This is a genomic window from Streptomyces sp. FIT100, from assembly GCF_024584805.1.
Taxonomy (GTDB): Bacteria; Actinomycetota; Actinomycetes; order Streptomycetales; family Streptomycetaceae; genus Streptomyces.
In genome coordinates this window covers 5,590,040-5,607,276 of record NZ_CP075715.1, presented here as the reverse complement: position 1 = coordinate 5,607,276, position 17,237 = coordinate 5,590,040, and the positions used below count along the sequence as shown (strand labels likewise).

10 protein-coding genes are annotated in these 17,237 nt (G+C 72.6%); 5 read left to right on the top strand and 5 right to left on the bottom strand.

All coding sequences use genetic code 11. The features are described from left to right. Positions 1 to 92: 92 nt before the first annotated feature. The 4 genes from KK483_RS25305 to KK483_RS25290 all read right to left on the bottom strand — a co-directional run bounded on the left by KK483_RS25305 (position 93) and on the right by KK483_RS25290 (position 4,288). On the bottom strand, positions 93 to 860 hold the full coding sequence (locus KK483_RS25305) for an enoyl-CoA hydratase/isomerase family protein (protein WP_262007520.1): 768 nt from the start codon (positions 858 to 860) through the stop codon (positions 93 to 95). 112 nt (positions 861 to 972) lie between these two features. Then, entirely contained in the window at positions 973 to 2,277 is a 1,305-nt protein-coding gene (locus tag KK483_RS25300; protein WP_399014854.1) for an Ig-like domain-containing protein, read from the bottom strand. A gap of 198 nt (positions 2,278 to 2,475) precedes the next feature. Beyond that, positions 2,476 to 3,705 carry an Ig-like domain-containing protein gene (locus KK483_RS25295; protein ID WP_262007519.1) on the bottom strand — a complete coding sequence of 410 codons (1,230 nt, stop codon included), beginning with the start codon at positions 3,703 to 3,705 and terminating at the stop codon, positions 2,476 to 2,478. 187 nt (positions 3,706 to 3,892) lie between these two features. Continuing rightward, positions 3,893 to 4,288 carry a signal peptidase I gene (locus KK483_RS25290; protein ID WP_262007518.1) on the bottom strand — a complete coding sequence of 132 codons (396 nt, stop codon included), beginning with the start codon at positions 4,286 to 4,288 and terminating at the stop codon, positions 3,893 to 3,895. A gap of 278 nt (positions 4,289 to 4,566) precedes the next feature. Here KK483_RS25290 and glgX point away from each other — a divergent pair, with 278 nt between their 5' ends. The 5 genes from glgX to KK483_RS25265 all read left to right on the top strand — a co-directional run bounded on the left by glgX (position 4,567) and on the right by KK483_RS25265 (position 14,138). Next, complete coding sequence (gene glgX / locus KK483_RS25285) at positions 4,567 to 6,846, top strand: glycogen debranching protein GlgX (protein WP_399014849.1); 2,280 nt, start codon at positions 4,567 to 4,569, stop codon at positions 6,844 to 6,846. Between the two features lie 69 nt (positions 6,847 to 6,915). After that, complete coding sequence (locus tag KK483_RS25280; protein WP_262007517.1) at positions 6,916 to 9,081, top strand: ABC transporter ATP-binding protein; 2,166 nt, start codon at positions 6,916 to 6,918, stop codon at positions 9,079 to 9,081. Continuing rightward, on the top strand, positions 9,078 to 10,895 hold the full coding sequence (locus KK483_RS25275) for an ABC transporter ATP-binding protein (protein ID WP_262007516.1): 1,818 nt from the start codon (positions 9,078 to 9,080) through the stop codon (positions 10,893 to 10,895). The genes KK483_RS25280 and KK483_RS25275 overlap by 4 nt, the downstream gene beginning before the upstream one ends. Before the next feature lie 38 nt (positions 10,896 to 10,933). Further along, positions 10,934 to 11,755 carry a hypothetical protein gene (locus tag KK483_RS25270; RefSeq protein WP_262007515.1) on the top strand — a complete coding sequence of 274 codons (822 nt, stop codon included), beginning with the start codon at positions 10,934 to 10,936 and terminating at the stop codon, positions 11,753 to 11,755. A 367-nt stretch (positions 11,756 to 12,122) separates the two neighbouring features. Continuing rightward, entirely contained in the window at positions 12,123 to 14,138 is a 2,016-nt protein-coding gene (locus KK483_RS25265; protein WP_262007514.1) for a M4 family metallopeptidase, read from the top strand. Positions 14,139 to 14,206: 68 nt separating this feature from the next. Here the strand turns inward: KK483_RS25265 and glgP are convergent, their stop codons facing one another. Continuing rightward, a complete protein-coding gene (gene glgP / locus KK483_RS25260) occupies positions 14,207 to 16,783 on the bottom strand; it encodes an alpha-glucan family phosphorylase (RefSeq protein ID WP_262007513.1) in 2,577 nt (858 codons plus the stop codon). Positions 16,784 to 17,237: the final 454 nt, after the last annotated feature.

Genomic DNA, 17,237 nt, shown 5'->3' with positions numbered 1-17,237 from the left:
TGCGCCGGTGCGGTCCTTAGGCTTCCCTTAAGGTCTGTTTAAGCCGCCCATCAGGTTGACGTACCGACTCTGCGTGTCCAACCGGGCCCGGCTCAGAGGAACTTCGCCTTGCCCGGCCCCTCCTCCACGAAGCTGCGCATACCGCGCTCGCGGTCCTCGGTCGCGAACAGGCCCGCGAACCAGTTCCGTTCAATCGCCAGGCCCGTGTCGATGTCCGTCTCCAGGCCCGCGTCGACGGACTCCTTCGCCGCGCGCAGCGCCAGCGCCGGCCCCTGGGCCAGCTTCGCCGCCCAGGCGTGCGCCTGCTCGTACACCTCGGCCGCCGGGACGACCCGGTCGACGAGACCGATCGTCAGCGCCTCGTCGGCCTTCACATGACGGCCCGTGAAGATGAGGTCCTTCGCCTTGGACGGGCCGACCAGACGGGCGAGGCGCTGGGTGCCGCCCGCTCCCGGGATGAGCCCCAGCAGGATTTCCGGCTGGCCCAGCTTGGCGTTGTCGGCGGCGATCCGGTAGTCGGCGCAGAGCGCGAGCTCGCAGCCGCCACCCAGCGCGTAGCCCGTGACGGCGGCGACGACGGGCTTGGGGATCCGGGCGACGGCGGTGAACGAGTCCTGCAGGGCCCTGGACCGCTTGACCATCGCGGCGTGGTCCATCACCTGCATCTCCTTGATGTCCGCGCCGGCCGCGAACACCTTCTCGCCGCCGTACAGGATCACGGCGCGCACGTCGTCCCGGTCGGTCGCCTCGGCGGCAAGCTCGCGCAGCCGGTCCTGGGTGGCGATGTCGAGGGCGTTCATCGGAGGGCGGTCGAGGCGGATGGTGCCGACGCCTTCGGAGACTTCGAGAGAAACGGTCATGACCGGAAGGTTAGTCCCCGTTAACAGGGGTGGGCCCGGTGCTGTCCGTCACAGCACCGGGCCCGTACGTCATGCGGGTCCTGAGCGGCCCGCGGGAGTCCTCCGCGGGGTCCTACTTGGTCCACTCCGCCCAGGACATGTTCCAGCCGTTCAGGCCGTTCTCCGGGGCGATCTGCTTGTCCTTGGACTTCTTCACGATCACGACGTCGCCGATGATCGAGTTGTTGTACATCCACGCCGCCGGGGCCTTCTTGTCCCAGCCGCCGCGCACGTCCCGCAGGCCCACACAGCCGTGGCTGACATTGGCCGAGCCGAAGGTGCCGGACGAGGCCCAGTAGTTGCCGTGGATGAAGGTGCCGGAGGTGGACAGGCGCATCGCGTGCGGCACGTCCTTGATGTCGTACTCACCGCCGAAGCCGACGGTGGCGCCGTTCATCCGGGTCACCCGGTACTTCTCGCTGATCACCATCTGGCCGTTGTACGTCGTCGTCGACGGGGCGCCGGCGGTGATCGGGATCGTCTTGATGAGCTTGCCGTCCCGTACGACCTTCATGGTGTGGGACTTGGCGTCCACCGTGGAGACCTGGCTGCGGCCGATGGTGAAGGAGAACGACTTGGCCTGCTTGCCGTAGACCCCGGGCCTGCCCTCGACACCGTCCAGGTTGAGCTTGACCGTCACCTTCGTGCCGGCCGCCCAGTACTTCTCCGGGCGGAAGTCGAGCCGGTCGTTGCCGAACCAGTGGCCCTCGACCGGGACCGACGGCTCGGTGGTCACCTCGATCGCGTTCTCCACGGCCTCCGGGGCGGTGATGCCCCGGGTGAAGTTGATGGAGACCGGCATGCCCACGCCGACGGTCGAACCGTCCTCCGGCGTGTAGTGGCCGATGAAGGTGTTCTTCGGGACGAGCGTGGTGAAGGTGGTGTCCTTCGCGGACTCACGGCCGTCGGCGTCCTTGGCGACCGCGTGCACCTTGTACTTGGTCGCGGCGGCGAGATGCGCCAGCGGCTCCCAGGAGGCGCCGCCCGTGGCGATCTTCCCCTCGACCGTGTTGCCCTTGTCGTCCTGGACGGTGACGGCGGTCAGCTTGCCCTTGTCGGCGGTGACCTTGAGGGCGCCACTGGTGGCGACCGCCTTGGCGCCGTCCTTGGGGGCGATGGTCACGACGGCCTGCGAGGCGGTGTTCCCCACCGCCTGGCCGCCGCCCTCCTTGCCGTCGTTCTCGCCGCCCTTGCCGGCCTCCCCGCCCCCGCACGCGGTCACCAGCAGCAACGCCCCCAGGACCAGGGCCAGGACCCCCGTACGTCCGCGACCGCGTCCGTGTCCACGACCGCCGCCGCCCGCTGCTCCGACCCCTGCTCCGACCTCTGCCCCGGACCCGAATCCGGCCGATGCCCCCGATATCGGCTGCCCGTTCACGATGGCCCTCTCCCCTCGCACGGCCTGGCCCCGCCACGGCCCGTGGCCCGGCCTCGGCCGGGCACTACCCCCACGCGCGCTCCCTGCGCACACCTGGCGATAGATAATCACACCGCAAGCCGCGGCAACTCCCCACGGATGTCACCGTTCAGTCCCAACATGTCCAGGACCGGGGCGGGGCATGCGGCCCGGCGGGGGTCAGCCGAGTGCGGAACCGGCCTTCCACTTCGCCCAGTCCATGTTCCAGCCGTTCAGACCGTTGTCGGGAGCGACCGTCCGGTCACGGGAATTGACCACTTTCACGATGTCGCCGATCAGCGTGCGGTCGAAGAACCACCCGGCCGGACTCAGCTCGCTGCCGCCCTGCTCGTCGCGGAGCCCGATGCAGCCGTGGCTGACGTTCGCCCGGCCGAAGGTGTCGGCGCGCGACCAGTAGTTGCCGTGCAGGAAGGTGCCCGACGTCGTGAGCCGGATCGCGTGCGGCACGTCCTTGATGTCGTACTCGCTCTTGCCGGTCTTCCTGTTCCGGAAGCCGACCGTGGCCCCGTTCATCCGGGTCACGTCGAACATCTCGCTGACCACCATCGTGCCGTTGTACGTCGTCGTCTTCCGCGCGCCCGCCGTGACCGGCAGGGTCGCGATCAGATCGCCGTCGCGGCGCACCTCCATGATGTGCCGCTCCGCGTCGACCGTGGAGATCTGCGAACGGCCCACGGTGAAGGCGAAGGTCTTGTCCTGGATGCCGTACACGCCCGGAGCGCCCTGCACATCGCGCAGCCCCAGGCCGACCTTCACCTTGGTGCCCGGCTTCCAGTACGTGCGCGGCCTGAAGTCGATACGGCCGTTGCTGAACCAGTGGCCCACGACCTCCACCGGCGGGTCGGCGGTGATCCGGATGGCGCGCTGCACCGCCGCGTGGTTAGTGACCTCGCGGTTGAAGGTGATGGAGACGATCATGCCGGTGCCGACGGTGGAGCGGTTCTCCGGCTTGGAGTAGGCGATCAGGCGGTGCTCGGGCACCAGCGTGGTGAAGGTGCTGTGCCGGGCGGAGCGCCTGCCGTGACCGTCGAGCGCCACCGCGTCCACGCGGTACTTGGCGGCCAGTTGGAGCCGCGCACGGTCGTCGGGCCGCCACCGCAGCCCGTCCCCGGAGATGCCGCCCGGGATCTCGGCGGGCTCGGCGTCCTCGATCCGCGTGACCCTGACCCGCTCCAGCCGGCCACTGGGCACGCTCACTTCCACGCCCCCGTCCGGCGCCACGTCCTTCGCACCGTCCGCGGGGGTGATCCTGATGTGGTCGGCGGCCGACCGCGGCTTGCCCCCGGCGCTCGGCTCGCCGCCCGTGCAGCCCGTCAGCAGGACCAGCAGTCCCGTCCATACGAAGACGGCGGCCAGCCCGGCCCTCGTCCGTCTCACCGCGTTGCTCACTTCAGTCACCTCGTGGGGGGTCGTCGCAGAGACACAGCACGTCCCGCCCAACGACCGGGCCCCTCGTACGGGTACGCGAGCCAGGGCCTGTTGCGAAAGTGGACTGGCCGAGGCGACGATCCCGGTCCCCGCAGACCGGATCCGCAACCGCAGGAAGCTCGGCTACCGCGGTGGCGACCTCCGAGGCTCACACATGAGCCGTTGCCGTCCGATCCTCCTCCTGCGGCACTGCGTATCCGGGTACGGACGGCCACCGCACCGTGAGCACCACCGACTCCTCCTCCGCGCCCCAGGAATGATCCACACCTGGCCCCCACACGACGTAGTCGCCTTGACGCGCCAGCAGCACACTGCGGCCAGGGAGCTCGACGCGGAAGCGACCGCTGATGAGGACCAGGAGAGCGGTGCGTTCCTCGCCCCGCACCCACTGGGCGCGCTCGTCACCACGCGGGTGGACGCCCCACTTGATCTCTACGGCATCGCTCTGGCGAGGATCACCGGCATTCTTGAAATGTCCGAGCAGCCATCCCCGGTCCAGCGCCGCGTCCTTGCCTGCGTTGCCCACGTACACGCCGTCGTCCATGGATCCGGACGGTACACGCGCCCGTCCTGCCGCTTACGGCGCGACCAGCACGATGGGTGAAGGGTGATCCCCGCATGGGGATCGACGTCGATGTCCGGCGACGCGCAGAGCACGGGACGGCGTCCACCAGAGTCCCCCTCGTCAACTAAGAGGGAGAAGTCAAGTTGGGAGTAGCACAGCGCGGGCAGAACAGGTGGGAGGACCACGCGCGGGGCGCCGCGGCCGGGACGCCGTGCGCCGCAGCCCGCGGGGGCCGACGAGCCGCGGGAGGCCGACACGTGTCGAGCGCAGCCGAGCAGGAGGCAGTGCGGGAAGGAGGGCCGTCCTCCCCTGCCGTGGAGCGCCGTCCGGTTCTGAACGGACGGCGCAGGGACGACGGGACACCGGGGGTGGAGGCGTCGGGTCCGCCGGTCTGGCCGGGTGCGCCGACCCCGCTGGGTGCGCGGTTCCGGGTCGGTCCCGACGGGGTCGCGGGCACCAACTTCGCGCTGTGGGCGGGCGGGGCCGAGGCCGTCGACCTGTGTCTCTTCGACGAGTCGGGGACCGAGACCCGGCTGCCGTTGACCGAACTGACGCACGAGATCTGGCACGGCTTCGTGCCGGGCGTCCGGCCGGGGCAGCGGTACGGCTACCGGGTGCACGGCCGCTGGGATCCGTGGACCGGCGCCCGCTGGAACCCGGCGAAGCTGCTCCTCGACCCGTACGCACGTGCGGTCGACGGCGAGTACACGCTGCCGCCCGAAGTTTACGGGCACGTCCGCGACTGGCCGCAGCAGCAGGTGGCCGACACCGTGCGCGACGACCGCGACTCGGCGCCGTACGTCCCGAAGGGCGTCGTCGTGCACGACGACGCGCCCGACGACGAGTGGGCCGACGACCGCCGTCCCAAGACCCCGTGGGCCGACTCGGTCATCTACGAGCTGCACGTGCGCGGCTTCACCAAGCTCCACCCGGACATCCCCGAGGAGCTGCGCGGCACGTACGCGGGGCTCGCGCACCCGGCCGCCATCGGCCATCTGGTGCGGCTCGGTGTGACGGCGGTCGAGCTGCTGCCGGTGCATCAGTTCGCCCATGAGGACCATCTGCTGCGGCGCGGGCTGAAGAACTACTGGGGCTACAACTCGATCGGCTACTTCGCGCCGCACGCCGCGTACAGCGCTTCGGGGACGGCCGGGCAGCAGGTCGGCGAGTTCAAGCGGATGGTGCGGGCGATGCACGAGGCGGGCATCGAGGTCATCCTCGACGTCGTCTACAACCACACGGCCGAGGCGGGCGAGCTCGGCCCGACGCTCGGCCTCAAGGGCATCGACAACCGGGGCTACTACCGCCTCCAGTCCGACGCCCGCCGGTACGCCGACTACACCGGCTGCGGCAACACACTGCACGTCGTCCAGCCGCACGTCCTGCGGCTGATCACCGACTCGCTGCGCTACTGGGTCACCGAGATGGGTGTGGACGGCTTCCGCTTCGATCTCGCGGCGGCGCTCGCGCGTTCGATGCACGACGTCGACATGCTGTCCCCGTTCCTCGCGGTGATCGCCCAGGACCCGGTGCTGCGGCGGGTGAAGCTGATCGCCGAGCCGTGGGACGTCGGCAACGGCGGCTACCAGGTGGGCGCGTTCCCGCCGCTGTGGACGGAGTGGAACGACCGCTACCGGGACGCCGTACGGGACTTCTGGCGCGGCGCGCTGCCCGACGTACGGGACCTCGGATACCGGCTCTCGGGCTCCAGCGACCTGTACGCCTGGGGCGGGCGGCGGCCGTACGCGTCGGTCAACTTCATCACCGCCCACGACGGCTTCACCCTGCGTGACCTGGTCTCGTACGAACGCAAGCACAACGAGGCGAACGGCGAGGGCAACCGGGACGGCACGAACGACAACCGCGCCTGGAACTGCGGTGTGGAGGGCGAGACCGACGATCCCCGGGTCAACGCGCTGCGGCGGCGGCAGCTGCGCAACCTGCTCACCACCCTGCTGCTGTCCACGGGCGTGCCGATGCTCGTCGCGGGCGACGAGATGGGCCGTACGCAGGGCGGCAACAACAACGCGTACTGCCAGGACAACGAGGTCAGCTGGATCGACTGGTCGCTGCGGGACGAGCAGGGGGCCGGCGGTCTGCCGGCGCTGGTCTCCCGGCTGCTGGCGCTGCGCGGCGCGCATCCGGTGCTGCGGCGGCGCGCGTTCTTCTCCGGCCGTCCGCAGACCGCGGACGGGCTGCGGGACCTGGCGTGGTTCACGGCGCGCGGCACGGAGATGACCGAGCAGGACTGGTACGCGCCGGCGTCGACGGTCGCGCTCTACCTCTCGGGCCGCGACATCCCGGGGCGGGACGCGCGGGGCGCGCAGGTCACGGACGAGAGCTTTCTGACGGTCCTCCACGCGGGGCACCGGCCGCTGGGCTTCCAGCTGCCGGGGCCGCCGTGGGCGGACGCGTACGAGCTGGTCGTGGACACCTCGCTGGAGGACCAGGCGGAGGCGCCGGGGACGGTGCACCGGGGCGGCGAGCAGGTGACGGTGCCGGCCAGGTCGGTGCTGCTGCTGCGGGTGAAGCGGTAGCGGCGGCGCCGACCGGGCGGGGGGAAATCCGGTGGGCACTGTCAGTGGTGAACCGTAGGCTCGCGCCTGATGTCCAGAACAGACGAAGTCGCCGCCGAAGCCGATGCCGAAGTCGAAGCCGGGGCCGAGGCCGGAACCGGAGCCGGGGCCGGAACCGGAGCCGAGGCCGGGGCCGGAACCGGAGCCGAGGCCGCCGGAAAGCGGTCCGCCGTCCGCTCGCTGCTCCGGCTGTGGCCGTATGTACGGCCCGTGCGGGCCCGGCTGTTCACCGCGGCGTTCGTCGCGGTCGTCGCGTCCTGTCTGAGCCTGGTGATCCCGCTCGTCCTCAAGTGGATGGTGGACGGACCGGTCGCCGAGCGGGACACGCGCGGGGTGTGGCTGGGCGCGCTGTACCTGCTGCTGCTCGGGTTCGCCGAGGCGCTGCTCTTCGGCTTCCGGCGGTGGCTGGTGGCGCGGCCGCTGGCGGGGGTCGAGGCGGCGATGCGAGCGGATCTGTTCCGCCATCTCCAGCGGCTCCCGGTGGCCTTCCACGACCGGTGGGCGTCGGGGCAGCTGCTGTCGCGCGGCACGACGGACCTGATGCTGCTGCGGATGTTCCTCGCCTTCCCGCTGACGTTCCTGCTCGTCAACGGGGTGACGATCCTGGTCGGCGCGGGGATCCTGCTGGCGCAGCAGTGGACGCTCGGGCTGGTCCTGCTGGCGCCGGTGGCCCCGCTGGTGTTCCTGATCGCACGCTTCGAGGGGCACTACTCGGCGGTCGCGCGCACCGCGCAGGACCAGGTGGGTGATCTGACGACGGTCGTCGAGGAGAGCGTGCTCGGCATCCGCGTCATCAAGGGCTTCGGCCGCCACCGCAGCCAGGCGGCGGCCTTCCGCGCCCTGGCCCGCCGGCTGCGGGGCACCGAACTCGTCAAGGCCAGGCTGCTCGCGAGCATCTTCGCCGTCATCATGATCATCCCCGAACTGGCCATCGGCGCGGCGCTCGTCCTCGGCACGATCCAGGTCGCCGACGGCGCCCTGTCGGCCGGCACGCTCGTCGCCTTCCTCTCCACCGCGCTGGCGCTGCGCTGGCCCGTGGACGCGATGGGCTTCCTGCTGGCGATGAGCCAGGAGGCGGCGACGGCGACGGACCGCTACTTCGAGGTCATGAACGCCCCGGCGGAATCCCGGGTGGCGGTCGCGCCGTCCTCGCCTACCCGGGACGGGGGACCGCCGGGCGGGGCCGCGGACAGCGGTCCCCGGCCCGACCGGGCGGACGGCGCGACCGACACGCATGCCGCGGCCGGGACTTCGCCCACGGCGGGCGCGGCGCCCGGCGGCGCAGGAGGCAGTGCGGGACCGCGCGGCACCGATGAGGCCGCCGACACGGCCGCGGCGGACGGCGGTGCACACCGCAGAAGTACGGCCGCGGCGCCCGGCATCGGCCTCGGTGTCGGCGTCGGCCTCGGCCTCGGTGCCGGGAACGGGAAGGCCGCCGCGGCGGACGGCGGACTGGTCTTCGAGGGCGTGGAGTTCCGGTACCCGGACGCGGGAGCGGATTCCGTGCCCGTGCTGCGGCGGATCGATCTGCAGGTGCGGCCCGGCGAGACCATGGCCCTCGTCGGAGGGACCGGATCCGGGAAGACCACGCTCACCGCGCTCGTGCCGCGGCTGTACGAGGTGACCGGAGGCCGGATCACACTCGACGGGCGGGACATCGCGGCGATGGAGCGCGAGGAACTGCGGCGGCTGGTGTCGATGGCGTTCGAGGAGCCGACGCTGTTCTCGGCGAGCGTCGGGGAGAACGTGCGGATGGGCGCCGAGTCCGCCGGGGACGAGGGGGTGCGGCGGGCGCTCGACGTGGCGCAGGCCGGGTTCGTGGACGCGCTGCCACAGGGCGTCGACACCCAGGTCGGGGAGCAGGGGCTCAGCCTCTCCGGCGGCCAGCGGCAGCGTCTCGCCCTCGCCCGCGCGGTCGTCGGGCACCCCCGCTTCCTCGTCCTGGACGATCCGCTCTCCGCGCTCGACGTGCACACCGAGGCGCTCGTGGAGGCGGCCCTCCGTCGCGTTCTTGAGGGCACCACCGCCCTCGTCGTGGCGCACCGGCCCTCGACCGTGCTGCTCGCCGACCGCGTCGCACTGCTGTCCGGCGGCCGGATCGCCGCCGTCGGCACCCACCACGAACTGCTGCGGGACAACGCCGAGTACGCCTGGCTGATGTCGGGCGGCCGCCACGCCGAGGAGGCAGCCCGATGACGTCACCGAGCAGCCCGCCGGGCGATCCGTTCGACCGGGACTCCCTGCCCGCGCCCGAGGGCGCCACCGGCGCCCTGCTCCGGTCGCTGCTGGCGCCGCGCCGCGCCCGGGTCGCCCTCGCCGCGCTCCTCCTGCTCCTCCAGCAGGCCGCCGCGCAGGCCGGCCCGCTCCTCGTCGCGTACGCCATCGACAGCGGCGTGCCGGCCCTGCGCCGCGGCGACCACGGCCCACTGGTGGCCGTCGGCGCGAGTTACGCGCTGTGTGCGATCGCCTCCGGCGTCCTCCAGTACGCCTTCATCCGCGCGGCGGCCCGGGTCAACCAGGACGCCCTGCTCGATCTGCGCGGCCGGATCTTCCGGCACGCCCAGGCGCTCAGCGTCGACTTCCACGAGCGGTACACGTCGGGCCGGCTGATCTCGCGCTCCACCACCGACGTCGAGTCGCTCCGCGAGCTCCTCAGCGAGGGGCTCCAGGAGCTCATCGCGGTCATCCTCGCCTTCGTCTACATCTCGGCGATGCTGCTCTGGCTGGACCTCGGCATCGGCGGCCTCGCCGTGCTCAGCTTCGTCCCGCTCTATCTGTTCGTCCGGCTCTACCAGCGCCGCGCCGGCGCGGTGTTCGCCGAGCGGTCCACGGCGATCGCCGCGGTGATCGTGAAGTTCGCGGAGACGATGAACGGCATCCGACCGGTGCGCGCCTTCCGCCGCGAGCGCGCCAACGACGAGCGCTTCCGGGCGCTCAACGACCTGCACGCCCGCTCCAACGGCGACGCGCTCCTGGAGATGGCCCGCTATGTCGTCTCCTCCCGGCTGGTCGCCAACACCGCCGTCGCCGGGATCGTGCTGTGGAGCGCGCACCGGGTGACCGAGGGGACCCTGGCGCTGGGCGTCCTGGCGGCCGCGGTGCTGTATCTGCGGCGGCTGTACGACCCGATCGACCGGCTCGCCATGTTCCTCAACTCGTACCAGTCGGCCGCCGCGTCCCTGGAGAAGATCGCCGGGCTGCTGGCCCAGGCCCCGTCCGTGCCCGAGTCCGCCCGTCCCGTGGACCTGCCCGCCCGCACCGGGACGGCCGGGCCGGGCCGTTCCGTCGTCTTCGAGGACGTCCGGTTCGCCTACCGCACCGGCGGCGAGGTGCTGCCCCGCTTCGGTCTGACGATCCCCGCCGGGCAGACCGTGGCGGTCGTGGGCTCCACCGGCGCGGGCAAGTCCACGCTCGCGAAGCTGCTGGCGCGCTTCTACGACCCCACCGAGGGCCGCGTCCTCCTCGACGGTGTCGATCTGCGCGACCTCGCCCTGCCCGAACTGCGGCGCGGGGTGGTGATGGTGACCCAGGAGGCGTTCCTGTTCTCGGGGACCGTCGCCGAGAACATCGCGATCGGTCGGCCGGACGCGACCCGCGAGGAGATCGAGCACGCCGCGAAGGCGATCGGCGCCCACGACTTCATCAGCGGCCTGACGGACGGCTACGACACGGACGTACGCAAGCGGGGCGGCCGGATCTCGGCCGGCCAGCGCCAGCTCGTCGCCTTCGCGCGGGCGCTGCTCGCCGACCCGGCGGTGCTGATCCTCGACGAGGCGACGAGCTCCCTGGACATCCCGGGCGAGCGGGCGGTCCAGCGGGCGATGGACACGGTGCTGCGCGGCCGGACGGCCGTGGTGATCGCCCATCGGCTCTCCACGGTGGAGATCGCGGACCGGGTGCTGGTGATGGAGCACGGCCGGGTGGTGGAGGACGGCACACCGGCCGAACTCATCGGCGCCACCGGCCGGTTCGCGGACCTGCACCGGGCGTGGCAGGACAGCCTGGTCTGACGTGCGTCGGGCCCGGCGGAATGTGGTGAGGTGGGGGCATGACGACGAGTGACGCGATCGTGGTGCCGGGGCTGTACGTCGGCTATCCCGGGGTGGCCTTCGGCGGTTACGTCGCGGGGCTGCTCGCCGAACGCTCCGGGGCGAAGGCCGTGCGCGTGGACTTCCGCGGGCCGGTGCCCGTGGAGGTGCCGGTGCGGATCGCGGAGACGGCGGGCGGCGGGGCCGAGCTGGGCGACGCCGGGCGGGCCCTGGCGACCGCGGCCCCGGCGGAGCTCTCCCTGGACGCGCCAGGGGCGCCCTCGTGGGAGGAAGCGGTGGCGGCGGCCGAGGCGTTCCGGGCCGCGCCGCCGGCCGGGGTCGTCGACTGCTTCGGCTGCGGCCTGCGCGCCTCCGACCGGGGGCTGCGCCAGCACTGTTCGCCGGTGCCGGGCCGCGGCCTCGTCGCCACCGGCTGGGTCCCGGACCCGGTGCTCGCCGGTCCGGGCGGCTTCCTCCCGCCCCGGCTGGCCTGGGGCACCCTGGACTGCCCGGGGCTCTGGGCGGGCCGCCTCCTCGGCACCCAGCGCCCGGGTGCGGTCACCGCCGCGCTCACCGGGGCGCTCCTGCGCCCGGTGCGCGTGGGCGCGCCGCACATCTCGTACGCGTGGCTGCGCTCGGAGTCGGGCCGCAAGCATGTGATGGGGGTGGCGCTGACCACGGCGGAGGGCGAACTGTGCGGGCTCGCCGAGTCCTTGTGGGTGGACCCCAGGGACGCCGGGGACGCCGGGGACCCCAGGGACGCCAGGGCTCCTCAGGACGCCGGGGACCCCACGGACACCGGCGACCCCACGGATACCGGGGACTCCGGGCCGGCCGCCTGAGTCCCGGGACGACCGGCGCCTGTGGCCGCGCGGAACGCGCCACGCCGCGCCCGCCCGCGGGTGGTGGCGCGTACCCTCTGCTCCCCTTCCCGGCCCCCGCGGGGCGGCGACGGTCCGGATCCCGGCATGCCCTGCGTTTCCGGGCCCGTCCACCTGCCCGGTGGCTTCGCGGTGTTGATCGGCGAAACGTCCGCTTAACGAACATGACGTTTCGGCGAACGGACGGTTTCCGGCCAATCTTTTGACGCGCTCCTGACAGGGCCTGTCTCGGCCTGCCACTCTTCCCCCGTTCCACGCACCACACGCTCCGTGCTCTGCCGGGCGGCCCACCCAGCCGCCCCTGACCCCCCTCGCAGAAGGAGTCCGCGTGAGACCCACGCCCAACCGCCGTCGCGCCACAGCGACCGGCGCCCTCTTCGCAGCCGCCGCCCTGCTCGCCGTCGGCATCCAGTCGGGTTCCGCCACCGCCGCCGGCCCCTCCGCCGCCCCTGGCACCGCCGCCGTGGCCGACCCCGGCGCCCTGCCCGCGCAGCTCACCCCCGCCCAGCGGGCCGAGCTGATACGCGAGGCCAACGCCACCAAGGCCGCCACGGCGGCCCAACTCGGCCTCGGCGCCCAGGAGAAGCTCGTCGTCCGCGATGTCGTCCAGGACCGGGACGGCACCACGCACACGCGCTACGAGCGCACCTACGCCGGGCTCCCCGTCCTCGGCGGTGACCTCGTGGTCGCCGAGACGAAGGCCGGCAGGACCGAGTCGGTCACGAAGGCGTCCGCCGCCGCGCTGAAGAACGTCGACACCACCGCCGACGTCGCGCCCGCCGCGGCCGAGCGCCAGGCGCTCGCCGCCGCGCAGGCCGAGGGCTCGAAGAAGACCGCCGCCGACCGCGCCCCGCGCAAGGTCGTCTGGCTCGCCCAGGGCAGGCCGACGCTCGCCTACGAGACCGTCGTCGGCGGCCTCCAGCACGACGGCACCCCGAACGAGCTGCACGTCGTCACCGACGCCGCCACCGGCGCGAAGCTCTACGAGTGGCAGGCCGTCCACACCGGCACCGGCAACACCATGTACAGCGGTCAGGTGACCCTCGGCACCGCGCCCTCGTACACCCTGACCGACACCGGCCGCGGCGGCCACAAGACGTACAACCTCAACCGCGGTACGTCGGGCACCGGCACGCTCTTCTCCGGCAGCGACGACATCTGGGGCGACGGCACCCCGCAGAACGCGGAGACCGCCGGTGCCGACGCGCACTACGGCGCCGCGCTCACCTGGGACTACTACAAGAACGTGCACGGCCGTAACGGCATCCGCGGCGACGGCGTCGGCGCGTACTCCCGGGTCCACTACGGCAACGCGTACGTCAACGCCTTCTGGTCCGACAGCTGCTTCTGCATGACCTACGGCGACGGCTCCGGCAACACCAAGCCGCTGACCTCCATCGACGTGGCCGCGCACGAGATGACGCACGGCGTCACCTCCAACACCGCCGGCCTCGTCTACAGCGGCGAGTCCGGCGGCCTCAACGAGGCGACGTCCGACATCTTCGCGGCGGCGGTCGAGTTCTACGCCGACAGCGCCCAGGACGTGGGCGACTACCTGGTCGGCGAGAAGATCGACATCCGGGGCAACGGCACCCCGCTGCGCTACATGGACAAGCCGAGCAAGGACGGCTCGTCCAAGGACGCCTGGTACTCGGGCATCGGCGGCATCGACGTCCACTACTCCTCGGGCCCGGCGAACCACTGGTACTACCTGCTCTCCGAGGGCAGCGGGGCCAAGACCGTCAACGGCGTGAACTACGACTCGCCGACCTCCGACGGACTGCCGGTCACCGGCATCGGCCGCGACAAGGCGTCGCTGATCTGGTTCAAGGCGCTGACGACGAAGTTCAACTCGACCACGAACTACGCGGGCGCGCGCACCGGCACGCTCGCCGTGGCCGGTGAGCTGTACGGCACGTCGAGCGCCGAGTACAAGGCCGTGGCCGACGCCTGGGCCGCCATCAACGTCGGCTCCCGGCCGGGCGGCGAGACCGGTACGTCGTTCGAGAACACCGCGGACGTCGCCATCCCGGACCTCGGTGCCGCCGTCACCTCCGCGGTGGCCGTCACCGGCCGTACCGGCAACGCCCCCACCGCCCTCAAGGTCGGCGTCGACATCGTCCACACGTGGCGCGGCGACCTGGTCATCGACCTGCTGGCCCCGGACGGCACCGCGTACCGCCTGAAGAACTCCAGCGGCAGCGACTCCGCGGACAACGTCGTGGAGACGTACACCGTCAACGCGTCGAGCGAGGTCGCGAACGGCACCTGGCAACTGAAGGTCCAGGACGTGGCGCGCTACGACACCGGGTACATCAACAGCGTGAAGCTGACCTTCCCGTAGACCCGCCGCTCCACCACCGCTCCTGAGGACCGCCCGGGGGAACTCCCGTTCCCCCGGGCGGTCCTGTCTCAGCGCATCAGCAGCCCCGGCGCCTCACCCGCCGCCGCCTCCGCAGGCAGCGCCACCAGGCCGAGATCGGCTCCGGACGCCAGAAGCGGATGCGCGGGCAGCACGCGCACGGTGTAGCCGAACGGACCGGTGCGGTCCAGTGCGAGCGGCCCCTCGTAGACCCTGCGGCCCGCCTCGTCCGGGCCGGCGTCGGCCGGCTTCAGCGGGAAGGTCTGCGCGTCGGCGATCGCATCGTCCGCGTCGACCCGGCCCGCCACCGCCTGCACCTCCACGTCGTCCGGCCGGAGTTCACCGAGCCGGACGCCGGCCCGCAGGGCGAGCGTGGCGCCGAGCTCGGCGGTGCCGAGCGCCGTGCCCGCCTCCACGTGGTCGACCGCGACGCCCGGCCAGGCCGCGCGCACCCGCGCCTTCCAGGCGGCCAGCTCCCGGGCCGCGCCCGCGTCGAGGGCGAGGGCGCGGTGTGCGCCGGCGGCGGGTGCGTACAGCCGGTTCACGTAGTCGCGCACCATGCGGTCCGCCAGCACCTTCGGGCCGAGCGCCGTGAGGGTGCGCCGGACCATCTCGATCCAGCGGCCGGGCAGGCCGTCGGCGGTGCGGTCGTAGAAGAGCGGCGCGATCCGCTCCTCGATCAGGCCGTAGAGGGCGGCGGCCTCCAGGTCGTCCCGCCGGCCGTCGTCCTGGGCGGCGGTGCCGTCGGCGGTCGGCACGGGCCAGCCGAAGTCCGGCTCGTACCACTCGTCCCACCAGCCGTCCAGGACCGACAGATTGAGGCAGCCGTTGAGCGCCGCCTTCATCCCGCTCGTGCCGCACGCCTCCAGCGGCCGCAGCGGATTGTTGAGCCAGACGTCGCAGCCGGGGTACAGCGTGCGCGCCATCGCCATCCCGTAGTCGGGCAGGAAGACGATCCGGTGGCGCACCCGCGGGTCGTCCGCGAACCGCACCAACTCCTGGACCAGCCGCTTCCCGCCGTCGTCCGCCGGGTGGGCCTTGCCCGCGACGACGATCTGCACCGGCCTGGTGGGGTGGAGCAGCAGCTCCATCAGCCGGTCACGGTCGCGGAGCATCAGCGTGAGCCGCTTGTACGCGGGGACCCGGCGTGCGAAGCCGATGGTGAGGACCCCGGGGTCGAGCACGCCGTCGATCCAGCCGAGCTCCGCGGTGTTCGCGCCGCGCTGGCGCCAGGACGCGTACAGCCGCTGCCGTACCTCTCGCACCAGTTGCTCGCGCAGTTCGCGGCGGACCTCCCAGATGTCGGCGGCGGGCGCCTCGCCGGCGTCGGCGAGACGGGCGAGCTCGGGCGCGACCCAGGTCGGGGCGTGCACCCCGTTGGTGACGGAGGTGATCGGCACCTCGGGAACGTCGAACCCCGGCCACAGGCCCCGGAACATCTCCCGGCTGACCGCGCCGTGGAGGGTCGAGACGCCGTTGGCGCGCTGGGCCAGCCGCAGGCCCATCACGGCCATGTTGAAGACGTTGGGCTCGCCGCCCGGATAGCTCTCCATGCCGAGTCCCAGCACCCGCCCGGCGTCGACCCCGGGCAGTTCGCCGTCGTCCCCGAAGTGGTGCGCGACCAGCTCCCGGTCGAAGCGGTCGATGCCGGCCGCGACCGGGGTGTGCGTCGTGAAGACCGTCCCGGCGCGCACCGCCTCCAGCGCGGAGTCGAAGTCGAGCCCGTAGGGCATGAGTTCACGGATGCGCTCCAGGCCGAGGAAGCCGGCGTGGCCCTCGTTCGTGTGGAACACCTCGGGCTCCGGATGACCCGTCAGCCGGCAGTAGGCACGCACCGCGCGCACCCCGCCGATGCCCAGGAGCATCTCCTGGAGCAGCCGGTGCTCGCTGCCGCCGCCGTAGAGCCGGTCGGTGACGTCGCGCTCCCCGGGCGCGTTCTCCTCGACGTCCGAGTCGAGGAGCAGCAGCGGTACGCGCCCGACCTGGGCGTGCCAGACGCGGGCGTGCAGACGGCGGGCGCCGGGGAGGGCGAGCGCGACCTGGGCCGGGCTGCCGTCCGCCTCGCGGAGCAGGCCGAGGGGCAGCTCGTCGGGGTCGAGGACGGGGTAGTGCTCCTGCTGCCATCCGTCGCGGGACAGGGACTGGCGGAAGTAGCCGTGCCGGTAGAGCAGTCCGACGCCGACGAGCGGGACGCCGAGGTCGCTGGCGGCCTTGAGGTGGTCGCCCGCGAGTATGCCGAGCCCTCCGGAGTACTGGGGCAGGGCGGCGGTGATGCCGAACTCGGGCGAGAAGTAGGCGATGGCGGAGGGCAGCGGCTCGCCGTCGTCCCCCTGCTCCTGGTACCAGCGGGGGCCGTGCAGATAGCCGGCGAGATCGCGGTCGGCCTCGGCGAGCCGGCGCAGGAAGTCCTGGTCGTGGGCGAGCACGGCGAGACGGCGGGCGGACACGGTCCCGAGCAGCCGCACCGGGTCGCATTCCGCCGTCCGCCACCCCTCGGGGTCGACGGCGCGGAACAGCTCACGGGTCGGTGCGTGCCAGGACCAGCGCAGATTGCGGGCCAGCTCGCCGATGGGGGCGAGCGGTTCGGGGAGGACGGGCCGGACGGTGAATCGACGAATGGCCTTCACAGGTCCCACCTTCGCAGCGGAGGTACGCATCCGGCGGCGCACGACACTGTGCGGCCGACCGGATGTCGCCTTCGCCTCCGACGGTAGCGGCGCCGTGCCGCACCCAACCACGGGGCGCCCGGGGCGGCACGGGGGTGCACTGGGCGCGTCCGGGGGTGGTGGTGCGGGGCGGCCGGGCGAAGGGGCCGCGTCCGGCACCGACGACAGGCCCTACGCCCTAGTAGGTATCGCATCACCGGATTGCCCCCCGGAGGTGCGTGGGAAGGCTCCTCCGGTACCCCTCGCGCAGCCGGCCGGTGCACCGGTGCCGGCCCCGCATCCAGACGCAGCTATTCGAGTGAACGCGGACAGGAGCGGCCATGCCCGCAGCCCGCCAGCCGTCGACGCAGCAGTTACAAAGAACTCCCACGCCCCGCTCGGAGGGCCCGCCCGCGCGCCCTCCCGCTCCCTCCGC